General features: G+C 53.1%; 2 protein-coding genes. Both read left to right on the forward strand.

Translation table 11 applies throughout. The features are described from left to right. The first annotated feature begins 2 nt into the window (after positions 1-2). Positions 3-5,747 (forward strand): type I polyketide synthase, encoded by a 5,745-nt coding sequence (locus J2T14_RS05720; RefSeq protein WP_307468789.1) that lies wholly within the window; start codon positions 3-5, stop codon positions 5,745-5,747. Then, positions 5,744-17,797: an SDR family NAD(P)-dependent oxidoreductase gene (locus J2T14_RS05725; protein ID WP_307468792.1), complete on the forward strand. Its 12,054-nt coding sequence runs from the start codon at positions 5,744-5,746 to the stop codon at positions 17,795-17,797. The genes J2T14_RS05720 and J2T14_RS05725 overlap by 4 nt, the downstream gene beginning before the upstream one ends. Positions 17,798-17,821 lie beyond the last annotated feature (24 nt).

Here is a 17,821-nt window from a genome sequence, read left to right on the forward strand (position 1 = left end):
GAATGAGCAAACAACCACGACTTGGGAGTAATCCATTAGCATGGCTGACATCGACTACTGCCGTGAAAGCCGAAGCAGCCGCAAAAGCCAAGCATGATGAGGCATCGCCGCCAGCCGTTACGGAGAAAACATCGGGCGCCAAGAAGCTGGTGCTTAATAAACGGACGCAGAAAAGCAATCCCCAATCTTATTATTTCATGCCTTTCTCAGCCAAAACGACAGAAGCGCTTGGGCGTCGCCTCCAGGACCTGCTCAGCTGGCTCGAAGAGGAAGGGGCGAACGAGAGGATCGAGGACATTGCTTATACTCTGCTGATTGGCCGAAGCCATTTCAACCAGCGCTCTGCATTGTTAGTCAGCGATATAGTTGAATTGAAGAGCAGTCTGCAAACGATCCTTCAAACCGGCACAGCGCCGAGTTATGTAACAAAGCCGGAGCAAAAGCGCAAAGCAGCCAACGACGCTGAAACGGTTAGCCGTGGAAACGAATGGCTGCAACAGTTGGCAAACGGCGGAAAGTCGGCAGAGGAGGAGGAAAGCGTTCTCCTTCAAGTAGCTGAGCTTTATGTTCAAGGAGCTGCGCTGAATTGGGGTTTAATGGCTATCAATGGCAAGCGTATTTCAATGCCTACCTATCCGTTCGCCAAGGAGCGCTTCTGGCTGCCTGAAAATGTACGTAAACCAAGCTCCTTCGCGACTCAATCCGTCCTTCGCTCTTCACCTGTAGATGCAGCAACAGAGACGGTGTTGTATGGCATCGATTGGGTCAGTGCGCCGGTCGCAGCAACGAAGCAGCCTTCTTTTTACCGCGTACTAGTGATGGAAGCAGGGGATGGATATAGCCAGCATGTGCGGCAAAGGATGCAATCTATCACGGGTTTGACGATAGACGTTATAACTGTTCATGCGGGCGACAGCTATGCCGAGCTAGGAAATGGAATAATTCGTATCCGTACGGATGCCGCTGACGACTACATACGCTTGTTTGAAAGCTTGAAGGCACAAAACCGATTGCCGGAGCTGCTTCTTAATTTCTGGCCGTTCTCGAATGCAGAAGGCGATAGGAAGAGCCAGTTGAGCATTGGTGTCCAAGTCTATTTTCACCTTGTCCGTGCGCTTCATCAATTATCGATTCAGACGCTGAAGCGTTTGCTGCATCTTTACCCGTCTGATTATTCGAATCCAGCATCTTACCATGAAGCGGTTGGCGGTTATTCGCGATCTTTGCAAATGGTGCAGCCGCAGCTCCAATTATCGGTTATCGGGGCACAACAACATAAGATAGAAGATCTTATCGAGCTTTCTATTCAGGAAGCGCTTACGCCATTCCGCGACCTGGATCGCGAGGTCCGCTACAACAATAAGCTTCGCACCGTTCGGAAGGCACAACGCATTCCTATGAACACGAACGGCGGCTTAGATATGCTAAAGCATCAGGGCGTATATCTGATAACAGGCGGTACAGGCGGACTTGGCTTGCTGTTCGCAGAAGAGCTTGCCGTCCAATATAAAGCAAGATTGGCGTTGATCGGCCGCTCTGAGCTTGACGCCAAACGACAATTGAAAATCGACGCACTGCGCGGCCTAGGCGCAGATGTTATTTACATACAAGGCGATGTAGGAAGCCGCACAGATCTGACAAAGGCAATGGAAACCGTGAAGGAGCGTTGGGGCCGCGTCGACGGCGTGCTTCATGCGGCAGGGCAAATGGAGGGAGAGCTTGTCCTTCACAAGACGGAAGAGAAGTTCGCCTCCATTATGCAGCCCAAAATTGAGGGAACGGTATTGCTTGATGAATTAACGTCCGGCGAAGAGCTCGACTTTTTTGCTTTATTTTCCTCGACTTCCGCGTATTTGGGCGACATCGGGCAATGCGACTATGCGATTGGGAATCGTTTCCTGGACGGCTATGCAGCTTATCGAGAAGAGCTGCGGTCGCAAGGCAAACGATCCGGCCAAACGCTTTCTATCAATTGGCCTATATGGCGCGACGGCGGCATGCATCTAAGCAAGGAAGCAGAGGAGCTTTATCTGCAAGCTTCCGGAATGAGCTATTTGGAGAAGGAAGCAGGGCTGAGCGCTTTCAATCAATTGCTGCGCAGCGGACGCTGTCAAGGCATGGTATTGGCCGGCAACCGGGAGCGCATGGAACGTTTTCTGCAAATCGAAGAGCTAGAACCACCCATAGCGGAGACAGCTGTTAGCCCGGTGTCGAACGAAGAGTCCATGATTGGAACCGAACGCAGGCTCTTATTCGACTTGAAGCAAATAGCCGCCGATTATGTGAAAATGCCGCCGGAAAAAATGGATCTTGAAGAGAACCTCGGGAATTACGGTTTTGATTCCATCGATCTTAAAAAATTAGCCAAGCAGTTAAGCGATTATTTCCGCATATCGGTTTCGCCGACGGTCTTTTTCGCGCACAGCTCTCTCCAAAGTATTAGCGAGCACTTGCTGGACAGCTTTGGCGATTCGATTCTCATGCACTATAGCCGATTAGAGCCGGCTGCGGCACATACGCCGAAGCAGCCCGCATTACAGCAAGCTGCTGCTCCCGCGCGGAAAGAGACTTTTAATCAGCCAGCTGGCGTGTCAATCGCACCGGATTTGCAGTCTATTAAGGAGCCTGTCGCTATTATTGGCGTACATGGGATTTTTCCGCAATCCAATGGATTGGATGAGTTCTGGTCGCATTTGAAGGCGGAGAAGGATTTAATTACGGAAATTCCGGGGGACAGATGGAACTACCGCGATTTTTATAAGGAGGGCGGTCCTGCCAAAGGCAAACAGAATACCAAGTGGGGCGGCTTTATTCGTGATGCGGATAAATTTGATCCAAGCTTCTTTCACATATCCCCGCGCGAAGCGGAGCTGATCGACCCGCAGCATCGGCTGTTTCTCGAATCCGTATGGAAGACGATAGAAAACGCAGGCTATCGCTCCTCCTCGCTTGAGGGTAGAAATATAGGCGTATTCGTTGGCGCTCAGTTTACCGATTATCATCAGTTGCTTGATCAGCAAGGCATATTCCATGCGAACCTGGCAACGGGAAATGCGCATACGATGCTTCCGAACCGCGTGTCTTATCTCATGGATTGGCACGGTCCGAGCGAATCGATCGACACGGCTTGCTCCTCTTCTTTGGTAGCGGTTCACCGTGCTGTGAAATCGATCCAGAGCGGCGAGAGCGAGCTTGCGGTTGCGGGCGGCGTCTCGCTTATGCTGAATCCGCAAACGCTGACTACGATCTCTCAGCTTGGCGTGCTTTCGCCGGATGGTCGCTGCAGGACGTTCGATACCCGGGCCAACGGTTATGTGCGGGGCGAGGGGGTCGGCAGCATTCTATTGAAGCCTCTCTCGAAAGCGCAAGCGGATGGAGATCATATTTACGCGGTTATTAAAGGAAGCGCCGAGAATCATGGCGGGAAGGCGAACTCGTTGACGGCCCCGAACTCAGAGGCGCAAGCGAGTGTTCTCCTGCGCGCATACGAGGAGGCGGGAGTCGATCCGGAGCATATTACTTATATAGAGACCCATGGCACGGGCACTGAGCTAGGCGACCCGGTGGAAATCGAAGGCTTGAAAAAAGCGTTCCGTGATTTGTACAAGCGCAGGGGCCAGACGCCGGCCAAACGCAATTATTGCGGGCTTGGCTCGCTTAAAACCAATATCGGACATTTGGAGCCTGCTTCCGGCATCGCCGGAATATTGAAGGTCGTGCTGGCGATCCGGCATCAAACGCTGCCAGGCACTGTCCATTTTGAACAAAAAAATCCGTATATCGAGATCGATGATTCACCGTTCTATATTATAGACAAAACCCGTTCATGGACGACAGGTCTAGATGCAGCTGGCCGTACGATTCCACGCATCGCGGCTGTATCCTCCTTCGGCTTCGGCGGCACGAACGCCCATGTTGTCATTGAAGAATTCAGCCATGCAGCGCAGCGCGTTCCGACCGATGAGCCTCAGGTGATCGTTCTTTCCGCTAAGACGGAAGAGCGCCTAAAAGCCTATGCTGCAGACTTATGTCGGTTTCTTATACCGGGCAAGGATGCAGCCATGGAATCCGTTCTTCCACAGTATGAAGCGCGCGAGCTGCTGCGCGGGGATCTCGCCCGTGAATTGTCCGGCTTGATCCATGTTCAGGCTCAAGAGATTGAAGCATTCGAAGCATTCGAGGAGCTTGTGGGCACCGATTCAATGGTAATGGAACAATTTTGCCGAGTCGTCGGCAGCCGTTACGGCTTGGATATGAAGGTCGATTGGCTGTCTGAATGCTCCTCCTTGGACAAGCTGGCGGGCAGAATGATGGCGGAGCATCAGGCTTCTATTTACGCTTTTTACGACAAAGGCCTGCCGCGGCAGGATGAGAAGGAAGCAGCATCTGCAGCATTCGAATCTGTCCATTCCCTTGCTGACCTTGCCTATACGCTGCAGACAGGACGGGAAGCAATGGACGAGCGGCTGGCGGTGGTCGCTTCTTCGATCGAAGAATTGACCAAAAAGTTGTCTGCGTATGTGCAGGATCGAGCGGATGAGCGAGCTGTTCTGCGAGGAAATATAACAGGCCAGACCCGACTATCCTTTCTAGACGGAGAGGCAGGCAAGCAGTTTATTGCAATGGTGCAGCAAAATCGCGAAATGAATAAGCTTGCGGAGCTGTGGACGCTCGGCATCGATTTTAATTGGCAGTTGATACATGGCGGTCACGATCCGAAGAGGGTGCCGGCTCCGACCTACCCATTCGCGCGTGAACGCTATTGGCTTCCAAACGCGTCCGGGATGAAGGGGGATGCTGCAGCAGCGAGGCTGCATCCGATGTTGGAACGCAATACTTCTACTTTTCATGAACAAAAATTCACAACGACTTTGCGCGGCAATGAGTTCTATATAGCTGACCATACGGTCGCGGGATGTCAGGTATTGCCGGGTGTTGCCATGATTGAAATGGCGAGAAAAGCGGGCGAGCTTGCCACTGTGTCGTCCGTATACAAGTTAGGTAATTTGTTGTGGGCACAGCCGGTCGAGGTCATAAGCGGAAGCCAGCAGGAGATAAATATGAGTCTCTACATAAATGAAGAAGATCAAGTCGAATTCGAGCTGTTTACGATCAGCGCCGATGACCGGGTCGTGCATGCGCAAGGCATGCTTCAGACGTCAGAGGAGGAAGCGCGGCAGGTCGAGGCGTTTCTTGATCTGGAGGAGCTTCGTAACCGGCTGGACGGACGGATGAGCGGCGAAGCGTGCTACCAATGGTTCAAGGAGATTGGACTTGATTACGGTCCTTCCTTCCGAATTGTACAGGATTTGTGGCATGAAGGCCATGAGGCGCTGTCTATGCTCCGTCTGCCCGGACATCTGCAAGGAGACTTCAATGAATGGGGATTGCATCCTTCTCTGTTGGATGGAGCCCTGCATACGATCAGCAGCTTGCAAGACGGCATTGAGCCCCAGCCCTTAAGCTTGCCGTTCGCTTTGGATGAAGTTGAGATTTTACGGCCGCTTGTTCCAGTCTGCTATGCCTATATGAAGCTTACGGCTGCGGACGGACGATTGAAAAAATACGATATTACTATTACGGATGAAATGGGTCGTGTACTTGTGCAAATGAAGCAATTTGCGGTTAAGCCGGTTAGAGGCCATGAGCCGGATCAACGCGATCAATTATTGAAGCTGTTCCAGAAGCTGCAGGATGGAGAGTTGGCCGTGAATGAGGTCGAGCAGTTGACAGGGAGGTTCGCATGAACGGAAAACGGGAATTGAATCAGCTTTTAAACCAAATAAGAAACGGTCAAATGTCGCCGACTGAAGGGCTGAAGCAGTTTGAAGCTCTTAGGAGCCCCTCCGGCCGACTTTACTATCGCCCGATTTGGGAAGCCGGCACGTTGCCGTCAGCCCGCCTATCGGTTTCGGGTCCTGTATTGATTATGGAACGGGAGGATGACATTCTTGCCATGCTCGGATCCGATTCGAACGTAACGACGATCCGGGTTAAGCCCGGCCGGTCGTTTCGCGAAGCAGATCCGGCGACCTTTGAGATAAACCCGAGGAGCGCAGAAGACTTCAGGCAATTGGCGCAGCTGCTGGCGCAGCGAGGATTGCTGCCGACCACCATTATTCATCATTGGGCAGTCGATTATGATGAACAAAGTGAGGCGGGCCTGGCTGAAGGCCTGGACTTTGGTTTTTATTCGGTCTATTTTCTGACGCAAGCTTTCATGAAGCTGCATGCAAAATTCCAGATGCTGTTTGTTTTTCCGGCAGGTGACGGCAAGCCTCTTTATCCTGCCCTGCAAGGTTTTGCCCGCTCGCTGTTCGTGGAAAATCCTTCTATTCAGATTAAGACAGTAACGTACTCGGAGAGGCTGCGGCTGGAATGGCTGGCCCATGAGCTGCAGGCGAATGATACGCAGGTCCACTATGCAGAAGGCATGCGCTGGATTCGAAGACTTCAAGAGACAGAAGCCTCTAAGACCGGCGAGCTGCCGCTAAAGGAGCAGGGAGTCTACCTCATTACGGGAGGCGCTGGAGGCTTAGGCTTTATTTTTGCGCAATACCTCGCTAAGCGCTATCGGGCGCGGCTCGTGCTCAGCGGACGCTCCGCAGTCAATGAGGCGATCTCGGATCAAATACGCAGATTGGAAGCGGACGGCGCCCGGGTTTTGTACGTTCAAGGCGATATTTCCAAGCGCGAGCATGCAGAGAAACTTGTTAAGGCCGCAAAGGCAAACTTCGGCGTGCTTAACGGCGTTATTCACGCAGCGGGTATTGTGCAGGACGCTTTTTTGCTAAAGAAGACGGAAAGTGAAATCAAAGCAGTCCTTGCGCCAAAAGTATTCGGCACGAGTTGGTTAGATGAATGGACGGCGAATGAGCCGCTTGATTTCTTTGTGCTGTTTTCTTCCATTTCAAGCGAGCTCGGCAATGCCGGACAGACGGACTATACGTTCGGCAACTCCTTTATGGATTATTTCGCAGCTAAACGCGACAGCCTCGTTGCGGTGAAAAAACGTTTCGGACGCACGCTTTCCTTGAATTGGCCTTATTGGGAGGAGGGCGGCATGTCCGTTGCAACGGAGACGGTGGAAGAAATGAAGCTTTCTGCCGGAATCATGCCGATGAGCACGGCGGTTGGCATTGAAGCGTTCGAGGACGGCCTGCGGAGCGAGAGCACGCAGTGGCTGGTTGCCGAAGGAGACGTCAGCTTGATCCGCCGGCGGGTAAGTCAATCCTTCGAATCCAAGCCGGCGGAAGTACAACAAGAGAGGGCATCCGCCATACAACGTTCAGACACGCTAGCGCCGCCTGTCCCTTTGGTATCCGATGAGGCTTTCCTTCAAGGAACGATAGATTTTCTTAAGAAAGTGTTGTCGGAGGAGTTGGGCGTTTCCGCGGACCGGATCAAACCGAAGGAGCCGTTCGAGAAATACGGCATCGATTCCGTGATGGTCATGGGTCTGAACCGTGTCCTGGAAGAGCAATTCGGTTCCCTGTCCAAAACTTTGTTTTACGAGTATCAGAATATAGCTGAGCTTGCCGGTTATTTTGCCGAATCGCATCATGATCGGCTTCGGAATAAAATAGCTGAATTTGCCTCGGCAAGTACTGCAGCAGCCGCGACGGCGAAGACAGGGCTAGAACAAGGGTTAAAGCAGGATCTGAAGCAGGCGCTAGCATCTAGCGACAAGCCGACGACGAAGACAACCGACCGCAAGGGGCGGGGGCGCTTCATTCAACATGCGAAGTCCATATCAGCCAAGACGGAGTCTGACCCTATGGATATTGCGATCATCGGAGTGGCTGGCCGTTATCCGCAAGCGGACAATTTGCAGCAATTTTGGGAGAACTTGAAGTCGGGCAAGGACAGCATTACGGAAGTTCCCGCGGAACGCTGGGACCAAGCGGCCTTTTTTGACGCGGACAAAAGCAAAAAAGGAAAAAGCTACACCAAATGGGGCGGGTTTGTCAACGATGTGGACAAGTTCGACCCGCTTTTTTTTAATATTTCGCCGAAGGAAGCAGAGATGACGGACCCTCAGGAGCGGCTGTTCCTGGAGACGGTGTACCATATGCTGGAGGATGCGGGCTATACGAAAAGCAAAATCGAGAAACGTCCAATTGGCGTATATGTCGGCGTCATGTATGGAGAGTATCAGCTCTACGGCGCGGAGCAAGCGAAGAAGGGGCATATTATCGGAGTTTCAACCTCCTATGCGTCAATTGCCAACCGCATCTCGTACAACTTTAACTTGAGCGGCCCAAGCCTCGCGCTCGATACCATGTGCTCTTCCTCGCTAACGAGTATTCACCTGGCAAGCGAAAGCCTGCGGCGCGGAGAGACGGAAATGGCAATCGCGGGAGGCGTTAACGTATCGATCCATCCGAATAAATATCTTGTTCTTGCGCAAGGCCGATATGCTTCAAGCGATGGCCGATGCCGGTCGTTCGGGGAAGGCGGCGACGGCTATGTACCGGGTGAGGGAGTTGGAGCCGTACTGCTGAAGCCGCTCTCGAAGGCGATAGAGGACGGCGATCATATTCATGCGGTCATTAAAGGCACTTCGATTAACCACGGCGGCAAGACGAATGGCTATACGGTACCGAATCCGAATGCGCAATCCGCCGTAATTGCTGACGCCCTGCAAAAAGCAGGCGTTGATGCAAAAACGATTTCCTATATGGAGGCGCATGGAACGGGAACCTCGCTTGGCGATCCGATTGAGATTACGGGACTTGCCAAAGCGTTCGGCCATCGGGCGGATGAACAGCCGTTCTGTTCAATCGGCTCTGCCAAGTCCAATATCGGCCATTTGGAATCTGCTGCAGGTATTGCCGGCATCACCAAGGTTCTGCTGCAGATGAAGCATCGTCAGTTGGTTCCATCGCTGCATGCGGATACCGTTAATCCGAACATCGATTTCGAGCAAACGCCATTTTATTTGCAGCGTGAACTCGCCGATTGGCATCAGCCGGTTATGATTCGAAATGGCCGGGAAATAACCGTTCCTCGCCGTGCGGGAGTCTCCTCGTTCGGAGCGGGCGGATCGAATGCTCATATTGTATTGGAAGAATACGCGCCGTCGTCAATTCCGAGGCGTCCGTTCGTTCCTGCTGAGTCGCAGCTCATCGTATTTTCTGCGAAAAATCAGGATCGATTGAAGGAACTCGTTAGACGCATGTCGGATTTTCTGTCCCGTCAAAGCGGAGCAGCCATACCGGACTTGATCGATATCGCTTATACCTTGCAAGTCGGCCGCGAATCTCTCGATGAGCGCTTGGCAATTAAAGCCGCAAGCCTGGACGAGCTTCTGGCAAGCATGCGGTTCTATCTGGAAGGCCAACCGGTTCCTGGCCTTATAAGCGGAAGGGCCAGAAGAGGAACCGAATTAGCTGTGAACGATGAGGAAGGCGATGCTGTTGATCGGATCGCGAGGCGCTGGGTATATGGAGAAGAGATCGATTGGGAGCTGAATTATTCGGGGCATGAATCGCAGCGAAGTCCTCGGCGGGTTCCGCTGCCGGGTTATCCTTTTGCCCGGGAGCGCTATTGGGTTCCGGAGCCTGAAGGCTTAAAGCCGGCCATATACGGAGATGGGCAAGCAAGGCTTCATGCGATGATCGATGCCAACGTTTCTACGCTTGATGAGCAGCGCTTCGAGAAGCGGTTTGACAGTTCGGATTTTTATGTACGCGATCATGCAGTCGGCGGGCGCATGGTGCTGCCGGGAGCCGCGTGCTTGGAAATGGCAAGAGCTGCAGGTCAATTGTCGTATCGCGGACAGATGGTTGCAGTCATCAAAAATATGAGCTGGAACTCGCCAATCATAGTGCCGGATGATGGTCAGGATGTGTTCGTATCTTTGTATCCTGCTGCGAACGGCGTGGAATTCGAAGTGACGACTTCAACCGGGGGAAACGACGAACCGTTGGTTCATGCGGAAGGACAGCTTGAATACGGAAGCGCCGCGCCGATTGAACCTCTCGATCTTGGTTCGATTCGCAGGCGCTGCCCCCAAGTGAGAAATCATGAGCAATTTTATGCTTTATATGCGAGCAGCCGCTTTCAATATGGTACAAGCATGCGCACCGTGCAGCAAACAGCCCGGGGCGGGAAGGAAATCCTAGCTCGATTGCAGTCGGCCGATGAATACAGGGAAGAAACAGAGGAATTCAATCTGCATCCCGCTCAGCTGGATGGCGCTTTCCAATCGCTGCTGGGACTCATCGCGGAGGATGAGCTGACGCCAATCGCTTATTTGCCATACGCTATCGGGAAGCTGGAGCTATTCGCGCCGTTGACCTCCGCTTGCTACGTCTATGCTTGCGAGCGGGAAGAACCCGAGAATGGCGTTCGCGAATTTGATATGATGCTGACCGATGAAGCGGGCCATGTGCTTGTGAGCGTTCATCAGCTTCGGATGCGGGCTTTGAGCTCCGCAAGTGCATTGACGAACGCAGCGGAGAAGCTGGAGACGATCTCGTTTCGCCAGCTGTGGGAGCCCCTGGATCAGACTATAGAGGCGGAATCTCTAGGCCGTGTCCTGCTGCTTGCACAGGATGAGGCCTTGCTGCAGGATATGAAGCGATATGCTGCCGCGGTCACGGCCGTGCAGTCAGGGGAAACCTTCGAGCAGAAGGCGGTTGACAGGTTTACGATTCGAATGGATCGCGCTGAAGACTATGAAAGGCTTGTCGGCATGCTAAGTAAGACCGATAGGCTGCCTGATACCATAATACATACAGGCGCTGCCGGCAGCTTCTCTCCGAACAAAGAGGAATTGCAGGCCCGAATGACGCAGGGCATTGAGTCGCTGCTGTACCTGACGCAGGCGCTTATGAAGGAGCGAGGCCAAGGCCGGACTCGGTTGCTATATGTTTATTCAGGCAATGGAGAACAGCAGCCGCAGCATGCGGCAATCGCTGGCTTCCTAAAGTCTTTGCGTCAGGAAAATCCGAATTGGTCAGGCGCAACGATCGACCTGGGGAGCGTACCAACGAATGCGGAATGGATCCGCATCCTGCGGAAAGAAACGGCTGCGCAGGATGTTGAGGTACGGTATGCCAGCGGATCGCGTTTCGTGAAACGTCTGAGGGAAGTAACTGAACCGCCATTGACGGGCACAGCTGCCATAATGAGAGAAAATGGCGTATACCTCATTACCGGCGGTGCCGGAGGACTCGGATTGATGTTTGCCGATTATCTCGCCCGCCGTTATAAAGCTCGCCTAGTCTTAGCCGGCAGATCGGCGCTTCATGCGGGTATGGAGCAGAAGTTAAGCGATTTGCGTTCGCTTGGCTCGGAGGTGCTCTACGTTCAAGCGGATGTGGCTGACCGTCAACAGGCTGAGCGTCTAATAGAGGCTGTGAAGGCGCAATTTGGCGCTCTCCACGGCATTATTCACTCGGCGGGTATTGTGCGTGATTCGCTGATTATGAAGAAGAGCCGTCATGAAATGGCTGAAGTATTGGGACCTAAAATATACGGGGCTGTTAACCTTGACGAAGCAACAGCGGCGGAGCCGCTTGATTGGTTCGTGATGTTCTCTTCATTATCAGGGGTGCTCGGCAATATCGGACAGTGCGACTATGCTTACGGCAATCAATTTTTGGATGAGTTTGCCGTCCTTCGCGAAACGCAGCGGTCGAAGGGAAACCGCTCCGGCCGCACATTGTCCTTGAACTGGCCGCTTTGGAAAGAAGGCGGTATGCAGGTTGCCCCATCCGTGCTCGAGACGATGAAGCGCACGGCGGGTTTCATACCGATGAGCGCGGCTTCCGGTTATGAAGTGTTCGAGACCGCGCTTGCCTCTGGCTTGCCGCAATGGATCGCACTGGAAGGCGAAGCAGAGAAAATCCGAACCTATCTGCTTAGCGGCGCCAGCGCCGCTGGTAGTCAAACAGCCGTTGTACAGCCGGGCGGTCAGCAGAGTGCACAGCTTTCGTCCGAGAAGGATGACGCACTGCTGCTGGAGAAGGGAGTCTCTTTCCTAAAGGAAATCGTATCCAAAGAAATCAGGCTGCCCGCTGCGCGTATTGACGAGCATGAAGCGCTGGATGTCTACGGTCTTGATTCCGTGATGATTATGGCGCTGACCCGCGAGCTTGAGAGTCGCTTCGGCGAGCTATCAAAAACCTTATTCTTCGAATACCGGACGCTTGCGGAATTGACTTTATACTTCGTGATTGAACATCGCGACAAGCTGATGGCGAGGACAGGCTTGTCTAGGCAGGAAAAGCAAGCGGCAGTTGTTTCCGCGGGCAGCGAATCGGCTCAGTTGCAGCCGCCGGCGAAGAGTGAGCGCAAGCCTCGCAGCAACCGGCAACGCTTCCCGGGCGCAGCCGATCAGGCCGCTTCGGAGGAGCAGGCCGTCGCGATTATCGGTGTAGCCGGGCGCTACCCGGAGGCTGACGATTTGGAAAGTTATTGGGAGAACTTAAAGGCTGGGCGCGATTCGATAGGCGAGATCCCGTCTGATCGCTGGGATCACAGCGCCTATTACGAGGCGGGGCAAGTGAAAGGCAAGTCGCGAAGCAAGTGGGGCGGCTTCCTGGATGACGCGGATAAGTTTGATCCGTTATTTTTTCAAATTTCACCGCGCGAAGCAGAGCTGCTTGACCCGCAGGAACGCCTGTTTCTCATGACCGTGCATCAAGCGCTGGAAGACGGCGGATACACGAAGCAGCGATTGTCGGGAAAAGACGTGGGCGTTTATGTAGGCGTCATGTACAGTGAATATCAGTTGTACGGCGCTCAAGAAACGGTCAGCGGCAATACGATGGCGCTGGGCTCATCGTATGCATCGATCGCGAATCGCGTGAGCTATTTCTATGATTTGCAAGGACCGAGTCTCGCATTGGATACGATGTGCTCATCCTCTTTAACGGCTATTCATCTTGCTTGCGAATCCCTGCTCCGCGGCGAGAGCGAGATGGCCATTGCAGGCGGCGTGAATCTTTCTCTACATGTCAATAAATACTTGTTGTTGTCTCAGAATAACTTTCTCGCTTCTGACGGACGATGCCGCTCGTTCGGCGACGGCGGCGATGGCTATGTGCCTGGCGAGGGAGTAGGCGCGGTTATTTTGAAGCCGCTGAAGCAGGCCATTGAGGACGGCGATCCGATCTATGCGGTCATCAAAGGGACGGCGGTTAACCATGGGGGCAAAACAAACGGCTATACCGTGCCAAATCCGCATGCACAAACGAGGGTGATCGATAAGGCCCTCAAAAAGGCTAAGGTGGATGCTCGTTCGATCAGCTATTTGGAGGCGCATGGAACGGGTACTCCGCTTGGAGATCCGATTGAAGTAAGCGGACTCGTCAAGGCGTTCGGAGGTACGGAGGAACGTCAATATTGCGCCATCGGCTCTGTGAAATCCAATATCGGTCATTTGGAGTCTGCGGCAGGGATTGCAGCCCTTACGAAAGTGCTGCTGCAGATGAAGCATGGGATGCTGGCGCCGTCCCTTCACGCCGATGTATTAAATTCGAACATCCGATTTGAGGATACGCCATTTTATGTGCAGCGCGAGCTGTCCGAGTGGAAACGTCCCGTTCTTATGGAAAATGGACGCGAGATGGTAATACCGCGCAGGGCGGGCGTCTCCTCATTCGGAGCAGGGGGCTCTAATGCCCATATTATTGTGGAGGAGTTTGTCAATCAAGCAGCGGTAAGCGCAGAGTCCGACAACAAGCCGCATATTATTGTTCTGTCCGCTCGCAATGAGGATCGTTTGCGTGCTTATGCCGGCAAGCTTGCCGCTTTCTTGAGCGAGGCGCCGGAGACAACCGCTAATCAGGATGCTCATGCCGCAACGGCCAATGAAATTGAAAAAGAAGTGTTGACGTTGATTGCAGAGGGCTTGAGCGTTGGCGTCGATGAAATCGCAGCGGCTACTGACGTATCCGAGCTTGGCTTTGATGAGCTGAAGTTGACCCAAATCGCGATTCGGCTGAACGAAGTTTATAGCTTGAATGTGACGCCGGATCGATTAGCCGAGCATGCAACCGTGAACAATTTGACCGGCCATGTCATCCATACACTTAACAAAAATAGAAAATTCATAGAGGATAAACCAAGCAGCAAAACAAAGCCTGGTCTCGCCGATATCACATGGACCTTGCAGTATGGTCGGGAGCCAATGGATGAGCGGCTTGCGCTCGTCGTATCCTCTGTCTCCGAGCTTGCAAGCAAAATGCGGCAATACGCGTCAGGCAAGGAAGTCGACGGACTGTATGAAGGCAATGTCAAGGCGGATGCAGAGAAGCATCGAGTTTTGCTGGAAGGAGCGGAAGGAAAGCTGTTCCTGAAGTCTCTTATCGAGAATCAAAAGCTTGATAAAATGGCGAATCTATGGGTTTCTGGCGTAGTCATCGATTGGCAAGAGCTGCGAGTCAGCAAAGGGAGAATCGTGTCGCTGCCTTCATATCCGTTTGTCCGTGACCGTTACTGGGCGCCAACGGGGCTATCCGCCCGCAGCGCTTCTATTGCAGCGCAGCCGGTTCAGGCTGCGCCGAAGCAGAAGGAGAGGCTGCTGCTCGTTAAGTCTTGGCGTGAGCAGAAGGCGTCCGCAGCATTAACGAAATTGCCCGGCACGATATTCATTTTGGCAAACGCAGAAACGTTAGATACAGCGGGGCGTTTTCTGCAAGGTACAGCATCCGCGAAAGTGATAGTGCTGCAAAATGCAGCGGACGCGGTTGAAGGCAGGAAGGCAGCGCAACAATATCTTGGTCGGGAAGAGAGCGTATCCGGATTGATTGATCTATCCGATCTGCATGGAGTCCCGCAGCATAAGCTGAAGCCTTCGCTGGGCAAGTTCGCTTTCGTTCAAGAGCTTATCAAGCAGCATCGCAGCAACGATCTGCGGATGATACACATCACGAACGGGCTGCAGTCATTCAAGGGTGCCTCATCTTCGTTGGCAGGCGCCGATATGGCCGGATTAATGAGGATGCTGCATTCGGAATATCGCAAGGTAATATCCACAACGATCGATATTGACTATTCGTACCGCGACGAAGCTAAGCTTCGCGAGCTCGTGTTGACGGAATGGGCAGCCTCGGTCCTCGATAATGAAATCTGCTTACGCCAAAATAGACGTTATCTGCCGCAGCTCGAACAAGCAAGCGCAGAGATGGCCGAGCCGTATCGCCTTGATGCTCAATTAGGCTACATCGTCACCGGCGGCACGCGCGGAATCGGCTTGGAGGCGGCACGCCACCTTGTCCGCAAGGGCGCGCGCAAGCTCGTTTTGATGGGACTTCAAGCTTATCCGCCGCGCGGGGAGTGGGAGATGCTGCTGCAGAGCGAATCGATATCCGAAGCGATGAGCCAGCGCTTGCAAAACATTATGGAGTTGGAAAAAAGCGGAGTCGAGGTTCAGATTTACGCAGGCTCGCTTACGGACAGAGACAGACTAACGGAATTGTTCCGTGAAGTCCGGGAACGATTCGGCGGGATTGGCGGGGTCATCCACTGCGCAGGTGTTGCTTCCGGCGAAAACCCGGCATTCATGAACAAAAGCGCAGAAGAAATGAGCAGGGTATTTGAACCGAAAATCGGCGGGCTGCAGGTGCTTCATGATTTGCTTGCAAATGACGAGCTTCGGTTCTTTCTGTTGTTCTCCTCGGTGTCCGGACTACTGCCGGCACTCGCGGCAGGCGGAAGCGATTACGCCGCGGCCAACAGCTTTATGGATTTCTTTGCCGCTTATCAGCGCAGTCAAGGATTTTCTAGCTACCAGTCGCTGCAATGGCCCAATTGGAAAGAAGTCGGCATGGGCGAGGCGGCCGGGAAGGTTTATACGCAGTTGGGCCTCGAATTGCTCACGACGCAGGAAGGCCTTTCTTTGCTGGATCAAGCTTTAACTTATCGCGATACAGCCTGCGTCATGCCGGCAGTTGTGCGCCCGAATGATTTCGAGGCATCCGTTCTGCTTCATGCTCGCCATGCTGCGGAGAAGCAGCAGCAACGGCCTTCGCCAACGCCATCCTCGGTCAAGTCGGGCGGCGCATCTGGCTATAGCAGTGTCAGCAAGCTAAAGGAACTATTTTCGAATGAATTGAAAATACCGCAGGAGCAAATGGAAATCCATACCCCATTCAGTGATTTTGGCGTTGATTCGGTATTGCTAGCCGAATTAGTGCTCCGGATAGAGGGCTGGCTCAAGGTTAAGCTGGATCCCGGCCTTCTGCTGGAATATCCGACTTTATCGCAGCTTACCCGTTATTTGGATACCCATTTTGAGACGGGCAAAGGTGCTGAACCTGAGGGAAATGGGCTTCAGGAACATAAGCTAAGAATAGATGAGCCTAAGGAATATGAAGCGCATAAAGCAGAAAGGGATGCTGCAGCCCCATTCGTTCCAACTGCTGCGGTACAACCCGGCAGGCAGCAAGTGGCCGTTATAGGCATGGCTTGCCACTTTCCAGGAGCGGAAGACAAGGATGCCTATTGGAGCAATTTGATTCATGGGCTCAGCTCGGTTACAGAGGTTCCAAAATCGCGATGGGATGCTGATCAATTCTATGCCTCTGCGCATACCAGCGGAAAGACCGTATCCAAGTGGGGAGGATTCCTTGACAACATAGAAGCGTTCGATCCGGGCTACTTCCAAATTAGCGAAGAGGATGCGCCTTATATCGATCCGTTGGTTCGCCAATTCCTGGAAGTATCCGTGCAGACCGTTAGAGATGCAGGGTATAACCATAAAGAGCTTTGGAATCGGAAGATTGGTGTGTTTGTCGGCTCCCGCGTTTCCAACTTTTCCGATAAACTCGGCAAACCGTCGAAAAATACGATCATTGGGATTGGTCAGAATTTCATTGCCGCCCATTGCTCGCATTTCTTTAATTGGAAAGGTCCGAACCTTGTCGTCGATACCGCTTGTTCGTCTTCGCTTGTTTCGCTCCATTTGGCTTGTCAAAGCTTGATGAACGGCGAATCCGAGATGGCGCTTGCGGGAGGAGTCGATATCCTGCTTGATGAGAAGCCATACCTCGTTCTGTCTGAAGGAAGAGGGCTTTCGCCGGATGGCAAATGCCACACCTTCGATGAGAAAGCCAACGGCTTTGTTCCCGGCGAGGGCAGCGGGGCTGTGCTGTTGAAGCCGCTCGATCAAGCACTGCGGGACGGTGACCGGATTTATGCGGTCATCGATGCGACGGCGGTCAATAACGACGGCCATACGATGGGCATTACGACTCCGAATCCAGAAGCGCAATACAGCGTCATCCGCGAAGCGATGCAGCGCGGCGGCATTGACGCGAGATCCGTTTCTTATATCGAGACGCACGGAACGGGCACAATGATCGGTGATCCGATTGAATTAAAGGCACTGACCCGTGTATTCCATGAGTATTCGGAAGACCGGCAATATTGCGGAGTGGGCAGCGTCAAGACCAACTTTGGTCACACGCTCAGCGCTGCCGGTATCGCAAGCTTTATCAAGGTTGCCCTAGCCATCAAGAACAAGCAGTTGCCGCCGACACTCAATTGCGAACGACCGAATCCGCGCTTTGAATTCGAAGCGTCTCCGTTCTATCCGGTACAAGCGCTGCGGGATTGGTTGCCGGATCAAGGCGTTCGCCGTGCGGGCATTTCCGGCTTCGGATTCGGAGGTACGAATGCGCATGTGATTGTCAGCGAAGGCGATCCCGACGTGCTGAACCATTACGTGCCAGTAAGGAATCCGCTTGAGCCAGTCGTTTTCAACCGTAAGCGTTATTGGTTTAACGAAGAACAAGAAACAAAAGCTCAACCTTCAATGCTTAGGCTTGAACGGCTGCGTTAAATGATTGTAATGGGGTGATTAGAA

This window comes from Paenibacillus harenae, from assembly GCF_030812415.1.
GTDB classification, from domain to species: domain Bacteria; phylum Bacillota; class Bacilli; order Paenibacillales; family Paenibacillaceae; genus Pristimantibacillus; species Pristimantibacillus harenae_A.